This is a genomic window from Spiribacter pallidus (genome assembly GCF_040838495.1).
In the GTDB taxonomy this organism is placed as follows: Bacteria; Pseudomonadota; Gammaproteobacteria; order Nitrococcales; family Nitrococcaceae; genus Spiribacter; species Spiribacter pallidus.
The window spans coordinates 85,147-102,221 of record NZ_JBAKFM010000004.1 but is presented as its reverse complement, the minus strand read 5'-3'; the positions used below and the strand labels follow the sequence as shown (position 1 = coordinate 102,221).

Annotated in this window: 18 protein-coding genes; 14 read left to right on the top strand and 4 right to left on the bottom strand. The window is 65.7% G+C overall.

All coding sequences use genetic code 11. The features are described from left to right. Positions 1-12 precede the first annotated feature (12 nt). The 4 genes from V6X73_RS08455 to ubiA are packed head-to-tail and all read left to right on the top strand — an operon-like array spanning position 13 to position 3,933. Complete coding sequence (locus tag V6X73_RS08455; RefSeq protein WP_367959461.1) at positions 13-399, top strand: RidA family protein; 387 nt, start codon at positions 13-15, stop codon at positions 397-399. A 3-nt stretch (positions 400-402) separates the two neighbouring features. Continuing rightward, complete coding sequence (gene recG / locus V6X73_RS08450; RefSeq protein ID WP_367959460.1) at positions 403-2,478, top strand: ATP-dependent DNA helicase RecG; 2,076 nt, start codon at positions 403-405, stop codon at positions 2,476-2,478. 13 nt (positions 2,479-2,491) lie between these two features. After that, the gene (locus V6X73_RS08445; RefSeq protein WP_367959459.1) at positions 2,492-3,067 is read left to right on the top strand and encodes a chorismate--pyruvate lyase family protein; all 576 of its coding nucleotides are present in this window, start codon (positions 2,492-2,494) and stop codon (positions 3,065-3,067) included. After that, on the top strand, positions 3,064-3,933 hold the full coding sequence (gene ubiA, locus V6X73_RS08440; RefSeq protein ID WP_367959458.1) for a 4-hydroxybenzoate octaprenyltransferase: 870 nt from the start codon (positions 3,064-3,066) through the stop codon (positions 3,931-3,933). Before V6X73_RS08445 ends, ubiA begins: the two co-directional genes overlap by 4 nt. 12 nt (positions 3,934-3,945) lie before the next feature. On the opposite strand, the gene V6X73_RS08435 is transcribed toward ubiA, so the two are convergent. After that, on the bottom strand, positions 3,946-4,653 hold the full coding sequence (locus tag V6X73_RS08435) for a double zinc ribbon domain-containing protein (protein ID WP_367959456.1): 708 nt from the start codon (positions 4,651-4,653) through the stop codon (positions 3,946-3,948). An 88-nt stretch (positions 4,654-4,741) separates the two neighbouring features. Between V6X73_RS08435 and V6X73_RS08430 the strand changes: the two genes are divergently transcribed. The 5 genes from V6X73_RS08430 to V6X73_RS08410 all read left to right on the top strand — a co-directional run bounded on the left by V6X73_RS08430 (position 4,742) and on the right by V6X73_RS08410 (position 9,782). After that, a complete protein-coding gene (locus tag V6X73_RS08430; protein ID WP_367959455.1) occupies positions 4,742-5,641 on the top strand; it encodes a methyltransferase domain-containing protein in 900 nt (299 codons plus the stop codon). Between the two features lie 90 nt (positions 5,642-5,731). Then, entirely contained in the window at positions 5,732-6,307 is a 576-nt protein-coding gene (locus tag V6X73_RS08425; protein ID WP_367959454.1) for a DUF2244 domain-containing protein, read from the top strand. A 2-nt stretch (positions 6,308-6,309) separates the two neighbouring features. After that, positions 6,310-7,170, top strand: a complete 861-nt coding sequence (coxB, locus tag V6X73_RS08420; protein WP_367959453.1) for a cytochrome c oxidase subunit II — start codon at positions 6,310-6,312, stop codon at positions 7,168-7,170. A 30-nt stretch (positions 7,171-7,200) separates the two neighbouring features. Further along, complete coding sequence (ctaD, locus tag V6X73_RS08415; protein ID WP_367959451.1) at positions 7,201-8,775, top strand: cytochrome c oxidase subunit I; 1,575 nt, start codon at positions 7,201-7,203, stop codon at positions 8,773-8,775. A gap of 146 nt (positions 8,776-8,921) precedes the next feature. Continuing rightward, complete coding sequence (locus tag V6X73_RS08410) at positions 8,922-9,782, top strand: cytochrome c oxidase subunit 3 (protein ID WP_367959450.1); 861 nt, start codon at positions 8,922-8,924, stop codon at positions 9,780-9,782. Between the two features lie 7 nt (positions 9,783-9,789). Here V6X73_RS08410 and V6X73_RS08405 read toward each other — a convergent pair whose 3' ends face one another. Next, the gene (locus V6X73_RS08405; protein WP_367959449.1) at positions 9,790-10,008 is read right to left on the bottom strand and encodes a twin transmembrane helix small protein; all 219 of its coding nucleotides are present in this window, start codon (positions 10,006-10,008) and stop codon (positions 9,790-9,792) included. A gap of 57 nt (positions 10,009-10,065) precedes the next feature. On the opposite strand from V6X73_RS08405, the gene V6X73_RS08400 reads away from it, so the two are divergent. The 4 genes from V6X73_RS08400 to cyoE are packed head-to-tail and all read left to right on the top strand — an operon-like array spanning position 10,066 to position 13,377. Continuing rightward, positions 10,066-10,833 (top strand): SURF1 family protein, encoded by a 768-nt coding sequence (locus tag V6X73_RS08400; RefSeq protein ID WP_367959448.1) that lies wholly within the window; start codon positions 10,066-10,068, stop codon positions 10,831-10,833. Continuing rightward, on the top strand, positions 10,830-11,420 hold the full coding sequence (locus tag V6X73_RS08395; protein WP_367959447.1) for a hypothetical protein: 591 nt from the start codon (positions 10,830-10,832) through the stop codon (positions 11,418-11,420). Before V6X73_RS08400 ends, V6X73_RS08395 begins: the two co-directional genes overlap by 4 nt. After that, positions 11,417-12,427 carry a COX15/CtaA family protein gene (locus V6X73_RS08390; RefSeq protein ID WP_367959446.1) on the top strand — a complete coding sequence of 337 codons (1,011 nt, stop codon included), beginning with the start codon at positions 11,417-11,419 and terminating at the stop codon, positions 12,425-12,427. Before V6X73_RS08395 ends, V6X73_RS08390 begins: the two co-directional genes overlap by 4 nt. Beyond that, positions 12,424-13,377, top strand: coding sequence for a heme o synthase (gene cyoE, locus V6X73_RS08385; RefSeq protein WP_367959444.1), 954 nt, complete (start codon positions 12,424-12,426; stop codon positions 13,375-13,377). The genes V6X73_RS08390 and cyoE overlap by 4 nt, the downstream gene beginning before the upstream one ends. A 28-nt stretch (positions 13,378-13,405) precedes the next feature. On the opposite strand, the gene V6X73_RS08380 is transcribed toward cyoE, so the two are convergent. Continuing rightward, positions 13,406-14,251, bottom strand: coding sequence for a universal stress protein (locus V6X73_RS08380; protein ID WP_367959443.1), 846 nt, complete (start codon positions 14,249-14,251; stop codon positions 13,406-13,408). Between the two features lie 57 nt (positions 14,252-14,308). Between V6X73_RS08380 and V6X73_RS08375 the strand changes: the two genes are divergently transcribed. After that, the gene (locus V6X73_RS08375) at positions 14,309-16,036 is read left to right on the top strand and encodes a cation:proton antiporter (protein ID WP_367959442.1); all 1,728 of its coding nucleotides are present in this window, start codon (positions 14,309-14,311) and stop codon (positions 16,034-16,036) included. A 30-nt stretch (positions 16,037-16,066) separates the two neighbouring features. Here V6X73_RS08375 and lipA read toward each other — a convergent pair whose 3' ends face one another. Further along, entirely contained in the window at positions 16,067-17,071 is a 1,005-nt protein-coding gene (gene lipA, locus V6X73_RS08370) for a lipoyl synthase (protein ID WP_367959441.1), read from the bottom strand. Between the last annotated feature and the right edge of the window lie 4 nt (positions 17,072-17,075).

Sequence of the window (17,075 nt, the reverse complement as noted above, 5' to 3'; positions counted from 1 at the left end):
CAAGGAGCTGTCATGAGCCGCCGTATCATCCAGACCGATCAGGCCCCGGCGGCCATTGGTCCCTATTCCCAGGCCGTCCAGGTGGGCGATCTGGTGTTCATCTCCGGCCAGATCCCCCTGGATCCGCTGACCATGGAGTTGGTCGAGGCGGATATCGATGTGCAGACCCGGCGGGTGTTCGACAATCTGGCCCAGCTCTGCCTGGCAAGCGGCGGTTCGCTGGCCGATATCTGCAAACTGAGCATCTTTTTGACCGACCTCGGCCACTTCGCCACGGTCAACAGCATCATGGCGGAATACTTCGACGCGCCCTATCCCGCCCGCGCAGCCATTGGCGTGGCCGCACTGCCCAAGGACGCCATGGTCGAAGTGGAGGCCATTCTGAGCCTGGCCGACTAGCCTGTGACCGATCACGCCGCCGCCGGCACCCCGCTGACCCGCCTGCCCGGAGTCGGCCCGAAGGTGGCGGACAAGCTCTCGCGCCTGGGGCTGGTGCGCATCGAGGATCTGCCCTTCCATCTGCCGCTGCGCTACGAGGACCGAACCCGGGTCCGACGCCTGGGTGAACTGGCGAGCGGGGTGGATGCGCTGGTCAGCGGCGAGATCACCGCCAGCGAGGTCACCGGTGGTCGGCGCCGGCGGCTGATCTGCCGTATCAGCGATGGCACCGGCAGCCTCGAGCTGGTGTTTTTCCACTTCTATGCCAACCAGCAACGCCAGCTTGTCCGCGGGGTGCACCTGCGCGTCTTTGGTGAGGCCAAGCCCGGGCCGGTGATGTTGCAGATGATCCACCCGGACTGGGAGATCGTCGAGCCCGATGCCCCGCTGCCGGCGGGCGAGTTCAAACCGGTCTATCCGGCCTGTGAGGGGGTGGCGCAATCGATGCTCCGCCGGGCCATCGGCGCGGCCCTTGACCGGCCGGAGACCCTGACCGAGTGGCTGCCCGGGACATTACTGCAAAAGCTCGGCCTGCCCTCGCTGGACCATGCCCTGGCTGCGGTGCATGCCCCGGGGCCGGAGGCCGATACCCAGGCGTTGATGGATGGCAGTCACCCGGCGGTCCGGCGCCTGGCCTTCGAAGAGTTGCTCGCCCACCGTCTCAGCCTGCTGCGACTACGCCAGGCCCATCAGGCCAGCGCACCAGCGCCGGTTCTCGGCGATGCCCATGGTCCCATCGAGCGCCTGCTCGATGCCCTGGGGTTTGCCCTGACCGGCGCACAGCAGCGGGTACAGCACGAGGTGGCCCGGGACATGGCCCGGGGCGAGCCCATGCTGCGGCTCATCCAGGGCGATGTGGGCTCGGGCAAGACCGTGATTGCGGCCATGGCGGCCTTGATGGCGGTCAGTGATGGTTGGCAGGCGGCCATCATGGCCCCCACCGAGCTGCTTGCCGAGCAGCACGAACGAAGCTTCCGGGCCTGGCTCGAGCCATTGGGCGTGCGGGTTGGCTGGCTCAGTGGGCGGAGCAGCGCCGCCGAGCGCCGCGACTGTCTGGCCGGGCTCGAGCGCGGGGATATCCAGGTGGTGGTGGGCACCCACGCCCTGTTTCAGGCGTCGGTGGCGTTCCACGGCCTTGGTCTGGTGGTGATCGACGAACAGCACCGCTTTGGCGTGCATCAACGTCTCGCCCTTCGGGACAAGGGCCGGGCGGGGCTGCAGCCCCATCAACTGGTCATGACGGCCACTCCCATCCCGCGGACGCTGGCCATGACCGCCTATGCCGATCTGGATGTCTCGGTGATAGACGAGCTGCCGCCGGGCCGGACGCCGGTAAGGACGGTGGCGCTGCCCGAGACGCGGCGTGACGAGGTCATCGAGCGCATTCGCGAGGCCTGCCGTGCCGGGCGACAGGCCTACTGGGTCTGTACCCTGGTGGAGGCCTCCGAGCTGCTCGAGGCCCAGGCGGCCGAGGCCACTGCCGAGCGGCTCGCCGAGCAGCTTGCGGGGCTGCGCGTCGCGCTGGTCCACGGGCGTTTGTCCGCGGCGCAGAAGGAATCGGTGATGCGGCAGTTCGAGGCCGGCGAGGTGGATCTTCTGGTGGCGACCACGGTGATCGAGGTGGGCGTCAATGTGCCCAATGCCTCTTTGATGATCATCGAGAATGCCGAGCGGCTGGGCCTGGCACAGCTGCATCAGCTCCGCGGCCGTGTCGGCCGCGGCGAGACGCAAAGCAGCTGCGTGCTGCTGTATCATCCGCCCCTCGGCGAGGTCGCACGTGCGCGGCTGGGGATCCTGCGCGAGAGCAACGATGGCTTTCGCATCGCGCGCCGTGACCTCGAGATCCGCGGCCCGGGCGAGTTGCTTGGCACCCGGCAGACCGGGGCGCTCAACTATCGCATTGCCGATCTGTTGCGGGACGGGGATCTGCTCGACCCGGTCCAGGCCGCCGCACCGGAGTTGTTGCGCACCCGGCCCCAGGCCTGCAGCGAACTGATACGGCGCTGGGTGGGTGAAGGTGAACGCTACGCGCAGGTTTAGGGATAGACAGGGCATGGGTTTTGATCGGCCAACCGCCATGGGCGCCGGCTGGCGGCCCGGATCAGTGCCGCGGGTCGACGGGCCGCCGGAAAGCCTCCGGCCCTGGCTCGACGAGCCCGGCTCGCTGACCCGGCGGCTGCGGGCGCTGGCCGGCGATGCCTTCGGCGTCGAGCTCCAGCATCAGCACTGGCAGCGGCCATGGCCGACCGAGGCGGTCCGGCTGGGCGCCTCGACGCGGCATGCTGCCTGGGTGCGCGAGGTCCAGTTGTGCCGGGGTCAGACACCGCTTGTTGCGGCACGCAGCGTCATTCCGGCAAGCAGTCTGCGCGGCCCGCTGCGTCGGCTGCGTCGCCTGGGCCGTCAGCCACTGGGGCAACTTCTGTTCGGGCGCTATCCGGTGACCCGCGGCGTGATCGATATCGCCCCGGTGCAGCCGGACTCGTCGCTGGCCCGACGACTGGCGCGCGGTCGGGCAACACCTGCCTGGGCCCGACGCTCGGTCTTTCGGGTGGCCGGGCGGCCGCTTCTGGTCACCGAGGTCTTTCTGCCTGCCCTGATCCATGCACTGGCCACCGGAGAGCGGCCATGAACCGATGGCGCGAGAAGCTGCGATGCTATGCCCAGTTGGCGCGGCTGGATCGGCCCATCGGCAATTTTCTGTTGCTCTGGCCGACGCTGTGGGCCTTGTGGCTCGCCGCCGAGGGGCTGCCCCGGCCGGGCGTGCTGGTGGTCTTTGTGCTGGGGGTGGTGGTCATGCGCGCCGCCGGCTGCGTGATCAACGACTACGCCGATCGGGATTTCGACCGTCACGTCAAGCGCACCCGTCACCGGCCCCTGACCACCGGCCGGGTCAGCGAGCGCGAGGCGCTGAGTCTTTTTGTGCTGTTGTGTCTGTTGGCCTTTGGACTGGTGCTTTTGATGAACCGGCTGACCATCCTGCTGTCGCTGGGCGGGGTGGTGCTGGCGGCCACCTATCCGTTCATGAAGCGGCATACCCATCTGCCGCAGATCCATCTGGGGGCAGCGTTCGGTTGGGCCGCCCCCATGGCTTTCGCCGCCCAGACCGGCTCGGTCCCGGCCCTGGCGTGGCTGGTGTTTGTCGCGGCGGTGGTCTGGGCGACCATCTACGACACCGAATACGCAATGGTCGATCGCGACGATGATCTGAAAATCGGCATCCGCTCCACGGCCATTCTGTTTGGTCGACAGGATCGTCTGATCATCGGCTTGCTGCAGGCGGTGATGACGTTCTTGCTGGTAATGATGGGCTGGCAGGCGCAGCTAGGCGCGGTCTATTTTGCCGGTGTCGCGCTGGCAACGCCGCTTTTTGTCTACCAACAGTGGTTGATCCGCCACCGCGACCGGCAGGGCTGTTTTCGTGCGTTTCTCAACAACAACATCTACGGCGGGATTGTCTTTGCCGGGCTGGCGCTTGACTACACCGGGGTGATCTAGCCGGACGCCCGGTCAGACCGCCCGGGCGAGGACCAGAACCCGGATATGTTCGGCGCCGCCCTCGCGCAGGCAATGCGCCAGGGCCCGCAGGCTGGCGCCGGTGGTCATGACATCGTCGACCAGCGTCACCGCCCGCGGGGGCGGCCGCCGCAGCCGAAAGGCCCTGTCCAGATTGGCGCGTCGCTGGCGGGCATCCAGGCCCCGCTGATCAGCGGTATTGCGCGACTGCTCCACCAGATCCTCCAGACAGGGTCCGCCCAGCCAGCGGCCGATCAGCACGGACTGGTTGAAGCCGCGTTGACGATAGCGATCGCGATGCAGGGGCATGGGGACCAGCGGCCCGGGCAGCCTGAGCCCGCGTCGCGTCAGCGCCGCCACCGCCAGGTCGGTCAGCAACCGCCCCATGGCGATGTCGCCACGATCCTTGAACGCCCGCAGGCAGTCATCGATCCCGTCCCGGTATTGCCACAATGCATGGGTGCGCTGAAAAGGCGGTGGATCGCCGATGCAGCCGGCGCATGTCGCAGCGCCCGAGCTCAAGGGTGCGCCACAGCACCGGCAGGCGGCGGTGATCCAGGGCAGGTCCTCGCGGCAACCGGGGCAGAGACCGCCGTCGGCGACCGGGCCGTTGCAGAAATGGCAGCGGCCATGGAGCAGTCGGTCGAATCGCAGGCGCCAGTACGGGGGCTGACGCCATCCATTGACAGGATGTCCTGGCATGACCGGTAGGGTGCGCCGGGGCTCGGGCGGCATTCTGTGACACCGCGCACCGCTGGGGCCCGGGGGGTGTCTGTGGCAGCATGGAGGGATGAGCGCGTCTTCACATAGCAACCCCCTTGCCCTCGACCGGCGTGTGCTCCATCGCCGTGTTGAGGCGGCGGTCCCGCACTTTGACGCCGCCGCGATCCTGCATCGCGAAGTCGGGGCGCGGCTGCTCGACCGCCTCGCCTACATGCGGCTTGATCCGGCGACGATCCTCGATCTCGGCTGCGGCAGCGGGTTTCATGTGCGCGGGCTGCGCAAGCGCTATCCGCGGGCGCGGTTGGTCCTCGCCGACCTGGCCCCCGGTCTGGTGGCCCGGGCCCGCCGCTCGGCGGGGCGCTGGCGACGCCCGCCGGGGGTGGCCTGCCACGTCGATCAACTGCCGTTTGGCAACGATCAGTTCGATTTGATCTTCTCGAGCCTGGTCCTCCATCGCAGCAGCGATCTGGCCGCGACCGCCCGGGAGTTGCAGCGCCTGCTCCGCCCGGGCGGGGTGTTGCTGTTTGCCACCTACGGGCCGGATACGCTGCATGAACTGCGCACCGCCTGGGCGCAGGTGGACGCGGCCATCCATGTCCACGGATTCGTCGACATGCACGACATCGGCGATGCGCTGGTCAATGCCCGTCTGGCCGATCCGGTGATGGACATGGAGCATTTCACGCTTACCTACCCGGATGTGAGCGGGCTGGTGGATGATTTGACCGCACTCGGGTTGCGCAATGCGGCACCGGGGCGGCGCCCGGGGCTGACGACGCCACGGCAGTGGCGGGCGATGCAGTCGGCCTACGAGGCCTTCCGCGACGCGGATGGCCGGCTGCCGGCCACCTGGGAGATCGCCTACGGCCATGCCTGGGGCACCGACGCGCAGCCCCAGCTGCGTCAGTCTTCGGGGGTGGTGGAAATCCCGCTGGATACCCTGTCGGTGCCCAAACGATCCCGATAGGCCTGCCGGTGGCATGCCAGGCTTTTCTCGGGCGGGCGATTCACCTAAACTTGACACCAATCAAGTCTTCGGGTGGGCGGTCGCATTGACATGAGCACCACGCAATCCAATTCTGCCGAGGGTGCACGTCGCTTTGTGCTCGCCCCCAATATCGCGCCCAACTGGGGCCAGACGGTGCGAGTCTTCATCGGGCTGAGCGTGGTCTGTCTGGGCGTGGCGCTGGTGCTGACCTCGATGGGGTTCTGGCCGGTGCTGCCCTTTGCCGGGCTCGAGCTGACCGCCCTGGGGGCGGCGCTTTATGTATCGGCGCGGCGATCGCTGGACCGCGAGATCGTCCACGTCGAGGGGGCGGAGATCCGCGTCGAGAAGGGGCGCGGCCGGGTCGAGAAGACCTGGTACCTGGACCGGGCCTGGACCGAGGTCGCGCTGCGGCAGCTGCCGCGTCGCTGGGAACATACCCAGCTGGTGCTGCGCTCGCGCGGCCGGGAGGTTATACTTGGCGAGTTTCTGGAGACAGATGAGCGGCGTAGCCTGGCGCGCGAGCTGAGCCACTGCATCGGGCCCATGGCACGCTGCGGTACCGGCGCCTACAGCGCGCTGACCGGGGCGGATGACCCGGCCAAAGCCATCGGTCCCACGCACAGTCTGGGAGAGAGGACGGGATGAGGATGACAACCGCAAACGGGCTGATCGGGTCGATGGCGCTGGCGCTATTCAGCACCGCAGCGTCGGCGGATCTCGGGTTGATCAACATGACCCGCGGCGTGACCGAGTCGAGCCGGCAGATCTATGACCTGCACATGACCATCTTCTCGATCACGGTGGCCATCGGGGTGCTGGTCTTCGGGGCGATGTTCTATTCCATCTTCCGGCATCGCAAGGCACGCGGCGTCAAACCGGCGAAGTTCCACCACAGCACCGCGGTCGAGATTGTCTGGACCGTGATCCCGCTGGGCATTCTGGTGGCGATGGCGGTGCCGGCCACCCAGACCCTGATTGATCTGGACGACACCAGCGAGTCTGAGATGACCGTCAAGGTCACCGGCTATCAGTGGTTCTGGGGCTACGAGTACATGGACGAGGATGTCCAGTTTTTAAGCCGTCTGGATGTCGACAGCGACCGGGCCCGGCGGCTGCGCTCGGGCGTCGAGCCGGCCTCGGTGGATAACTACCTGCAGAATGTCGACAAGCGGTTGGTCCTGCCGGTGGATACCAAGATCCGGTTCCAGATCACCGCCGCGGATGTGATCCACTCGTGGTGGATGCCGGACCTGGGATGGAAGAAAGACGCCATCCCCGGGTTTGTGAACGAGACCTGGACCCGCATTGACGAGCCAGGGGTCTATCGCGGCCGGTGTGCCGAGCTCTGCGGCCGTGATCATGGCTTCATGCCGATCGTGGTCGAGGCGGTCGAAAAGGACGAGTTCCAGGCCTGGCTGGCGGAGCAGCGGGGCGAGACCGGAGCGACGGCCGAAGCGGCTGAGACGGACGAAGACGAACAAGTCGGTGACGCCCTGGCGTCGCGATAAGCGAAGTATCCTCAAGGGGAGACGTTAGACATGACGGCAACAACCCAAGATCACGCGCATCACGAGGCGGAACCGACCGGTCTCAAGCGCTGGCTGGTGACCACCAACCACAAGGACATCGGCTCGATGTACCTGCTGTTCTCGCTGGCCATGTTCCTGGTCGGTGGGGCCATGGCCCTGGTGATCCGGGCCGAGCTCTTCCAGCCCGGCCTGCAGGTGGTGGATCCGTATTTCTTCAACCAGATGACCACCATGCATGCGCTGGTGATGATCTTTGGTGCGGTCATGCCCGCGTTCACCGGTCTCGCCAACTGGATGATCCCGTTGATGGTCGGGGCGCCGGACATGGCGCTGCCGCGCATGAACAACTGGAGCTTCTGGCTGCTGCCGTTTGGCTTTGCCGTTCTGCTGTCGACGCTTTTCATGCCCGGCGGTGGACCGGCCGGCGGCTGGACCATGTATCCGCCGCTGATGCTGCAGACCGGCACGGCGTTCCCCTTCGTGATCTTTGCCATTCATGTGCTGGGCATTAGCTCGATCATGGGCTCGATCAACGTGATCGCCACCATCCTGAACATGCGGGCACCGGGGATGACCCTGATGAAGATGCCGCTTTTCGTCTGGACGTGGCTGATCACTGCCTATCTGATGATCGCTGTGATGCCGGTGCTCGCCGGTGCCATCACCATGCTGCTCACTGATCAGTACTTCGGCACCACGTTCTTCAGTGCCGCCGGTGGCGGTGATCCGGTGCTCTACCAGCATATCTTCTGGTTCTTCGGCCACCCTGAGGTGTACATCCTCATCCTGCCGGCGTTTGGCATCATTTCGACCATCATCCCGGCATTCACGCGCAAGCCGCTGTTCGGCTACAGCTCGATGGTCTACGCCACCGCGTCGATCGCCTTTCTGTCGTTCATCGTCTGGGCGCACCACATGTTTACTGTGGGGATGCCGCTCGCCGGACAGCTGTTTTTCATGTACGCCACCATGCTCATTGCGGTGCCCACCGGGGTGAAGGTGTTCAACTGGGTGGCCACCATGTGGCGGGGGGCGATGACCTTCGAAACGCCCATGTTGTTCGCCCTGGCGTTTGTCTTTCTGTTCACCATCGGTGGCTTCTCCGGGCTGATGCTCGCCATCGCGCCGGCGGACTTCCAGTACCACGACACCTACTTCGTGGTCGCGCACTTCCACTACGTGCTGGTGACCGGGGCGGTGTTCGCGATCCTGGCGGCGGCCTACTACTGGCTGCCCAAGTGGACGGGCCACATGTACAGCGAGCGCCTGGGTCAGTGGCATTTCTGGCTGTCGGTGATCTTTGTGAACGTGCTCTTCTTCCCGCAGCACTTCCTGGGACTGGCCGGCATGCCGCGACGTATCCCGGACTATTCGGTGCAGTTCGCCGACTGGAACATGATCTCCAGTATCGGTGGCTTTGGCTTTGGCTTCGCCCAGCTGATCTTTGTCTGGCTGCTCTACAAGTGCATTCGTGGCGGTCAGAAGGCCGAGGCGCGGGCCTGGGAAGGGGCCGAAGGCCTGGAGTGGGAAGTGCCCTCGCCGGCACCCCATCACACCTTCGACACACCACCGGTGGTCCGCTAACTGATGATCAATAAAGAGGTCGACCGGCGCACGCGGCGGAATATCCGCTGGACGGTGCTGCTGCTCGCGCTGGTCGTTCTTGGCATATACCTGGTGGTTTTCCTCGACCGTCTATAGGTCGGGGCAGGAGAGAGAGAGGAAAGCGCATGGCGCAGGCAGAAGGCGGTTACTACGTACCGCACGGCAGTAACTGGCCCATCATTGGCAGCGTCGGCATGACCACCCTGGTCGTGGGCATCGCCATGTATCTCGAAGGGATGGGCATCGGGACCTGGGTGCTTGGCGCCGGGGCGCTGATCACCGCCTGGATGGTCATCGGCTGGTTTGGCGATGTCATCCGCGAGAGCGTCAAGGGGCTTTACTCCGACCAGGTGGACCGGTCGCTGCGCTGGGGGATGATCTGGTTCATCTTCTCCGAGATCATGTTCTTCGCCGCCTTCTTCGGCGCGCTTTTCTACGCCCGGACGCTGTCAGTGCCGTGGCTCTCGGGCGAAGACCCGGCGACCAGTCGGCTGCTGTGGGATTCGATGGCGCTGAACTGGCCAACCGCCGGCCCCGGCAATGCCGCCATGGACTTCCAGCCCATGGGGCCCTGGCCGCTGCCGACCATCAACACCCTGATCCTGCTCACCTCGGGACTGACCCTGACCGTCGCCCACCACGCACTCAAGGAGGGCAACCGCGCCAAGCTCATCACCTTTATGTGGATGACCGTGGCGCTGGGGGTGATCTTTACCGGTTTTCAGGGCTACGAGTACTACGAAGCCTACGCCCATCTGAACCTTCGACTGGAAACGGGCATCTACGGCTCGACCTTCTTCATGCTGACCGGGTTCCACGGCATGCACGTGGTCATCGGCACGATTTTGCTGCTGGTGATTACCCTGCGTTGCATGAAGGGTCACTTCCGGCCTGATTCGCACTTTGGCTTCGAGGGGGCCGCCTGGTACTGGCACTTCGTCGACGTGGTCTGGCTGGGCCTTTATATCTTTGTCTATATCCTTTAGAGCCGCGCTACGACAGCGGGCTCTGGTTGGGGGCGATCACCCCGGTGAAGTAACCCAGCAGAATCAGGATGAACAGTGCGATGGACAGCCCGATACGCAGCTTGAGCGCGTTGAGGGTGCGGTGGGACTCGCCGCGGTCGCGGATCAGATAGAACAGCCCCGAGCCCAGACTGGCAACGATGGCAAAAAGCGCCGCGACGATGGCGATGCGAATAGTGAGGTCCATGGGGCCCTCCTTGTGAGTATCGGCCAAGTATAAAGCATCAAGGAGGCGCTGACCCCCGTGTCGGGAATCTCCAAAGGCCTGCGGATGGGCGGTTGGGTGTTCGCACCGCGCGTGCTTCCGACCCTCGCCTATGTCGTGCTGCTGGTGCTCTTGATCAGCCTGGGGCTCTGGCAGCTGGACCGTGCCGAGCAGAAACACCAGGCGCTTGCCGAGCGGGCGGCGGCTTTCCGTGCGCCGGTGGTCGATCTCAACGACACGCCCACCCGGCTGGCCAGCCACGAGTATCGCCGCGCCCGGGGCAGCGGCCGGTTCGATGCCAGCCGGCAGTTTCTGCTGGATAACCGCATCCAGGATGGCCAGGTCGGGTACCGGTTGCTCACCCCGTTACGGCTCGCCGGCCAGGATCGGGCGGTGCTGGTGGACCGGGGGTTTGTGCCGATTGTCGGTAACCGGCAGACGCTCCCCGAGCTGCCGCCGGTGCCGCCCGACGCCGAGGTGGCCGGCCGCATCCGGCGCGGCCCGTCGGTGGGTATCCGGCTGGGCGAGCCCGCCGATAATGCCGGCGAGTGGCCGAGGCGGGTACAATATCTTGATTTTGATTACATGGCCGAGGAACTTGGCTATCCCATTGCGGACTATCTTTTGATTGAGGGGTCATTGAGTAACGACCCGGTAGTGCGCCGCAGTGGCCGGGATGCCTGGCGCTTCGGGCCCGAGCGCCATGAGGGCTACGCTGTCCAATGGTTCTCGCTGGCCGCGGCCCTGACGGTGATCTGGCTGGTGGTCAATACAAAACGCAAACACAAGAGGGCGACCGGCGAATGAACTGGTTAAAAGGCCGCTGGCAATTAATCGCGCTTCTTGCGCTTTTCATACTGCCCACGGCAGCGGCAATGATCATGGTGTTCAGCGACTGGCGGCCGGGGACGTTTACCAACAATGGTGACCTGGTCCAGCCCGCGGTTCAGCTGGACCCGTCGACCTGGCAGAACCTGGATGGCGAAACCCCGGCGCTGGCCGGGGACTGGCTGCTGGTCATGCCGCAGCAAAGCGATTGTGGCGAAGACTGCCGAGGGCGACTGGATGTGCTCAACCGCATTCGGGTGGCGCTGGACAAGGACATCGACCGGGTGCGGATCATCGTGCTCCAGCCCGGTACCCGGGCCGAGCCGGTGACCGAGGTGCAGTCCGGCTTTCTGCGCATGAGCGCGCCGGCCGAGACACTCGAGCGCCTGGCCCGGCACGAGGGTGCCGCCATGGCCGCCCATATCGTCGACTACCGCGGCTATCACGTCATGCGCTACGCCGAGCCGCTGGATGCCTCGGGGCTGCTGGATGATCTGGACAAACTGCTGCGCCTCGCCAAGGAAGAGGCCGAGCGACGCGCCGCTGAGGAGGCCGTAAGCCGATGAAAACCCATCCGTGGTTCTACCGCATGAGTCTGGTCACCACCGTGCTCACCTTCGCGCTGGTGGTCCTGGGCGCGTGGGTGCGACTGACCGATGCCGGGCTGGGCTGCCCGGACTGGCCGGGCTGCTATGGCCAATGGGATGTACCCAACACCCCGGCTGCCATCGAGCGCGCCAACGAGGCGTTCCCGGACACCCCCGTGCATGTGGGCAAGGGCTGGCGCGAGATGGTCCATCGCTACCTGGCGGGGATCGTGGGGCCGCTCATCTACGGGCTGGCGTTCTTTGCCTGGCGGCAGCGCAAGCGGCCGGGTCAGCCCTGGAAGGTACCGTTGCTCCTGGCCGGTCTTGTGACCTTCCAGGCCATCCTCGGTGCCTGGACCGTGACCTGGCAGCTCAAGCCGGCGGTGGTGACCGCGCATCTGCTCGGCGGGTTGACCACGCTGTCACTGCTTTGGTGGTTGACCCTGCGCTGTAACTACCTGGGCGGGGGCGGACGGCTTTTTGGCCAACGGGGGCTGGGTGCCATGCTGGCCGCCGGGATTGTCGTGGCCATCGCCCAGATCACCCTGGGCGGGTGGACGAGCACCAACTATGCGGCCCTGGCCTGCAACGAGTTTCCGGCCTGCAGCCTGGGTGAATACTGGCCGGATCGGGCCGATTTCGGTGAAGGCTTCGTCCTCTGGCGGGGGCTGGGGGTCAACTATGAATTTGGTGTACTGGACCATCCCGCCCGCATGGCCATCCATCTGGTGCACCGGGCCGGGGCGATTGTCGCGGCACTGGTGCTGGGGGCGCTGGCCTGGTGGCTGTGGCGGGCCGGTGGCATCGGCCGGGGACTGGGGATCGCCCTTGGCGGGGCGCTCACGCTGCAGATCCTGATCGGCATTGGCAATGTGATCTACAGCTTGCCTCTCGCCCTTGCGGTCGCGCACAATGCGGGTGCAGCGTTGCTGGCACTCGTGCTGGTGACCATCATCCACGTCAGGCGACCCCTCGCAGCATCATGAGCCGTACCCTGGAAGCCACATCACCGCGGACCGGAGACCAGGCGCCGCCGCTGCAGCACCTGATCCAGCACTGGCGGGATTATTACGAGCTGACCAAACCCGGGGTCGTGGCGCTGATGGTATTCACGGCCGTGGTCGGCAACCTGCTGGCCAGCCCGGGGACCATCCCCTGGAATGCGCTGATCGTGGGCAACATTGGCATCGCACTGGCTGCGGGTTCGGCCGCCGCCATCAACCACCTGGTCGACCGCCGGGTCGATGCGCGGATGAAGCGCACCGAGGGCCGCCCGTTGCCCACCGGTCATCTGCGTACCGGCCATGCGATCTTCTTCGCCGGCGCCCTCGGGGTCAGTGGGCTCAGTCTTTTGTACTTTGCGGTCAACCCGCTCACCGCCTGGCTGACCTTCGGCTCGCTGATCGGTTATGCCTTTATCTACACGCTCTTTCTCAAGCGCGCGACGCCACAGAACATCGTCATTGGCGGCGCCGCCGGCGCGGCCCCCCCGGTGCTCGGCTGGGTCGCGGTCACCGGCACCATCGACCCCCACGCGCTTTTGCTGTTTCTGATCATCTTCACCTGGACGCCGCCCCATTTCTGGGCGCTGGCCATCCATCGTCGCGAAGAGTACGCGAGCGTCGATATCCCCATGTTGCCGGTCACCCATGGAGACCGGTTCACGCGCTGGCAGATCCTGTTCTATACCGTGCTGCTGGTGGGCGTGACCATGCTGCCGTTTGTCACCGGCATGAGCGGGCCGCTCTACCTCGTCGGTGCCACGGTACTGGGGGCACGGTATCTGTGGTTTGGCGTCGAGATGCTCCGCCGCAACGAGGATCGCTCGCTGCCGATGCGCTCCTTCGGCTACAGCATCGTCTATTTGATGGCGCTTTTCGCGTTTCTACTACTGGATGCCTATCTGCCGATCGCCCTGGCGCCGCTGCTTGGTTAGCCGGGCATCGGCGGCGAGGGCATCACCGTCACAGAACCATGACATCCATCGGGGCGCTATTGAGTAGCTGAACGGTGACGCTCTCGCGCAGGAACGACTCCAGTCCCTGGGCTTCACTGGGCGAGACGGCGATCAGATCCGCGCCCTCGTGTCGGGCCGCTTCCACGATGGCGGCGGCAGTGGGCTGGGTCGTCGCCTCGACGCGGGGGGTCACCACGCCTATCCGCGCGCGTTCAATGAAACGCTCGAGCGCGGCCTCGGCGCGGGCCGCCATGCCGGCCAACCACTCCTCCCGGGCCGGGTCACTCATCCGGTTGGCCGCCACCGGGCTTTGCTCGAGGCTGCCGGCGACGGTGAGCACGATCTTTGCCAATGGACCGGTCACCGGATGGTCGGCGATCCGCCTGGCCACCGCCATGGACGCATCAGAGAGATCCGTTGCAAACAGCATGCGTCGATAGGCCTCGACCGGCGGTTGACGGACCACCAGTACGGGCACCCGGCGCTGGGCGACAAGACGCTCGGGTGTGCCGCCCAGAAAAAGATCCCGGACGGGCCGGCGTCGGTGGCTGCCGAGGATCAGCAATGATGCCGACGATGGCACGCAGGCGGTGATCGCCTCGGCGATCCCGTCGCCGGTGGCGACCTCGGCCGAGCAGTCGATGCCATCGAAGCGCTCGACGGTGTCGGCCAGCCGCTGCAGGCTGATCCACGCCTGATCGGATTGCGCCTTGACCAGATTGGCGGGCTGGTCGTTGTCGATGCCATAGACGAACCGCAGACGCGCACCGGCCTGACGGGCCAGCAGTACGCCCATGCGATGGGCCCGCTCGGCCCGGCTACTGAGATCGGTGGCGATGACGATGGTATCCATGTGCGTATGCCTTGGCGCAGGGTGAGGCCAGTCGTTGAAACACAGTAGACTGTGACCATGGAGATTGTATTCCACTCTGCCTTCGCCGAGGTTGCAACGCTGCTCATGCTTGCCGCGGCGGTCGGCTTTGTCGGCATCCTGGCCCGCCAGCCATTGATTGTCAGTTTCATTGCTGTGGGGATACTGGCCGGTCCGTCGGTCCTTGACGTGGTCCACGCCGAGGCGCAGATCGAGCTGCTATCGGAGCTCGGCATCGCCGTTTTGCTGTTTCTGGTGGGGATCAAGCTCGATATCAAGCTGGTCCGTTCGCTCGGGGCCGTGGCCCTTGTCACCGGCCTGGGGCAGGTGGTGTTTACCGCCGCGATCGGGTTCGTGCTGGGGCTTGCCATGGGGCTCGATCCGGTCACGGCCATCTATGTGGCCGTGGCACTGACCTTCTCGAGCACCATCATTATCGTCAAGCTGCTGTCGGATAAGCGCGAGATCGATGCGCTCCATGGTCAGATCGCGCTGGGTTTTCTCATCGTCCAGGACCTGGTGGTGGTGCTGGCGATGATCGTGCTCTCGACCGTCGGAATCGGTGCCCGGGCGGATGGTGGCGGCGCCGGGGATGTCGCTGTGGTGATCGCCGCCGGCATTGCCCTGGTGGGCTTGGTCGGCCTTTTTGTGCGGTATGTGGCCAATCCCTTGAGTGCGCGGCTGGCCCACGCGCCGGAACTGCTTGTGATCTTTGCCATCGCCCAGGCGACGGTTTTTGCCACGGTGGCCGATCTGATCGGCCTGGGCAAAGAGCTGGGCGGTTTGCTGGCCGGTGTCTCGCTGGCTTCCACCCCCTATCGAGAGACGATTTCGGCGCGGCTTGCCCCGTTGCGGGATTTTCTGCTGCTGTTTTTCTTCATCTCCCTTGGCTCGACCCTGGACCTGGCGCTGTTGGGGCAGAGTCTGGTCGAGGCCGGGGTGTTTTCGGCGTTCGTGCTCATTGGCAATCCATTGATCGTCCTGGCGATCATGGGTGCGATGGGCTATCGCCGGCGCACCGGCTTTCTGGCCGGTCTGACGGTGGCGCAGATATCAGAGTTTTCGTTGATCTTCATCGGCATGGGCCTGGCACTGGGCCATGTGGGCGAAGCCGCCCTTGGCCTGGTGACGCTGGTGGGGCTGATCACCATTGCGGTGTCGGTCTACATGATCACCTACTCGCACTGGCTCTACGACCGATTCAAGCCCTGGCTCGGGGTTTTCGAGCGGGCGGACACCCCCCGCGAGCCGCGGGCGTCGTCGCAGACCGGGGTGCGCGGGGTGGACGTGCTGATTTTTGGGATGGGGCGCTTTGGGACCGCCATGGCTTTGCGGCTGCAGAACCGCGGCCTGGGTGTGCTGGGTGTCGACTTCAACCCCAGCGCGGTCCGGCGGGCCAGGGATCTTGGGCTGAATGCGCAGTATGGTGACGCCACCGACCCGGAGTTTATCGCCGCTTTGCCACTGGACGGCGCCCAATGGGTGGTCAGCACCGTGCCAAGGCATCCGACCGGCCTGAGCCACGAAGACAGCCGGCATACGCTGATGCAACTGATTCAGGGCCACCCGTTCAGCGGCCGCATCGCGGTGGCATCCCATAGCGCCCGCGAGACCGAGGAGCTTCGACGTCGCGGCGCAGATACGGTCATGGAGCCTTTCCAGGATGCGGCCGACCGCGCGGTGGAGCTGATCTGCGGTGCCCGCCAGGTCCGTCGCACGCCGATTCCGCGCATGACCTCGGAACCGGGGGCCGAGGGGGGTGACTAGGCCGGCCGCAGCCGGCCCGGCGGTTGGGTGCTAGCCGCTGGCCGCGGTGTCGAGGCCCACGTTGTTCTTCTCCAGGACCCGGTCGGCCCGGTAGCTCGAGCGCACCAACGGCCCGGAGACTACCTCGAGAAAGCCCTTGGCCAGGCCGATGTCACGGTAGCGGTCGAACTGCGCCGGCGTGACGTAGCGATCCACGGGCAGGTGGTTGATGGTAGGGCGCAGATACTGGCCAAAGGTGACAATATCGACACCGATGGCGCGCAGGTCATCCATGGTCTGGATGATTTCCTCGTCGGTCTCGCCGAGCCCGAGCATGAGCGAGGTCTTGGTCAACACCTCGGGCCGCCGCGTCTTGGCATGGGCGAGCACATCCAGGGTCTTCTGGTAGCCCGCGCGGGGGTCTCGGACCGGATGGGTGAGTCGCTCGACGGTCTCGACGTTCTGGGCAAAGACCTCGAGGCCGGTGTCCACGACCGTATTGATCGCCTCGTGGCGTCCGTCAAAGTCGGGGGTTAGCGCCTCGACGGCGGTGTTCGGGTTGCGGCGCTGGATTTCGCGGATGCAGGCCGCGTAGTGGCTCGCCCCACCATCCGGCAGGTCATCCCGGTCCACCGAGGTCAGCACCACGTACTTCAGTCCCATCAGCTCGACGGTCTCCGCCGCACCGGCAGGCTCGTTGTCGTCCAGCCAGCCGCGGGGGTTGCCGGTGTCCACCGCGCAAAAACGGCAGGCCCGGGTGCAGACATCGCCCATGAGCATGATGGTGGCGGTGCCGGCGCTCCAGCACTCGCCCATGTTGGGGCACATGGATTCTTCGCAGACAGTGGCCAGCTTGTGCTCGCGCACCGTCTGGCGGACCTTCTGATAGGTCTCGCCGGTGGGGATCTTTACCCGCAGCCAGTCGGGCTTGTCGCCACGGTTGACCGGTGCGCTGTCCCGCTGGGTCTTGATGCCGTTTTTAATGGCCCGAACGCCGTTGGGTTTGCTGACCTTCTGGCCGCTGACGACGACCGGTATGCCCTTGAGTTCGCTCATGGTC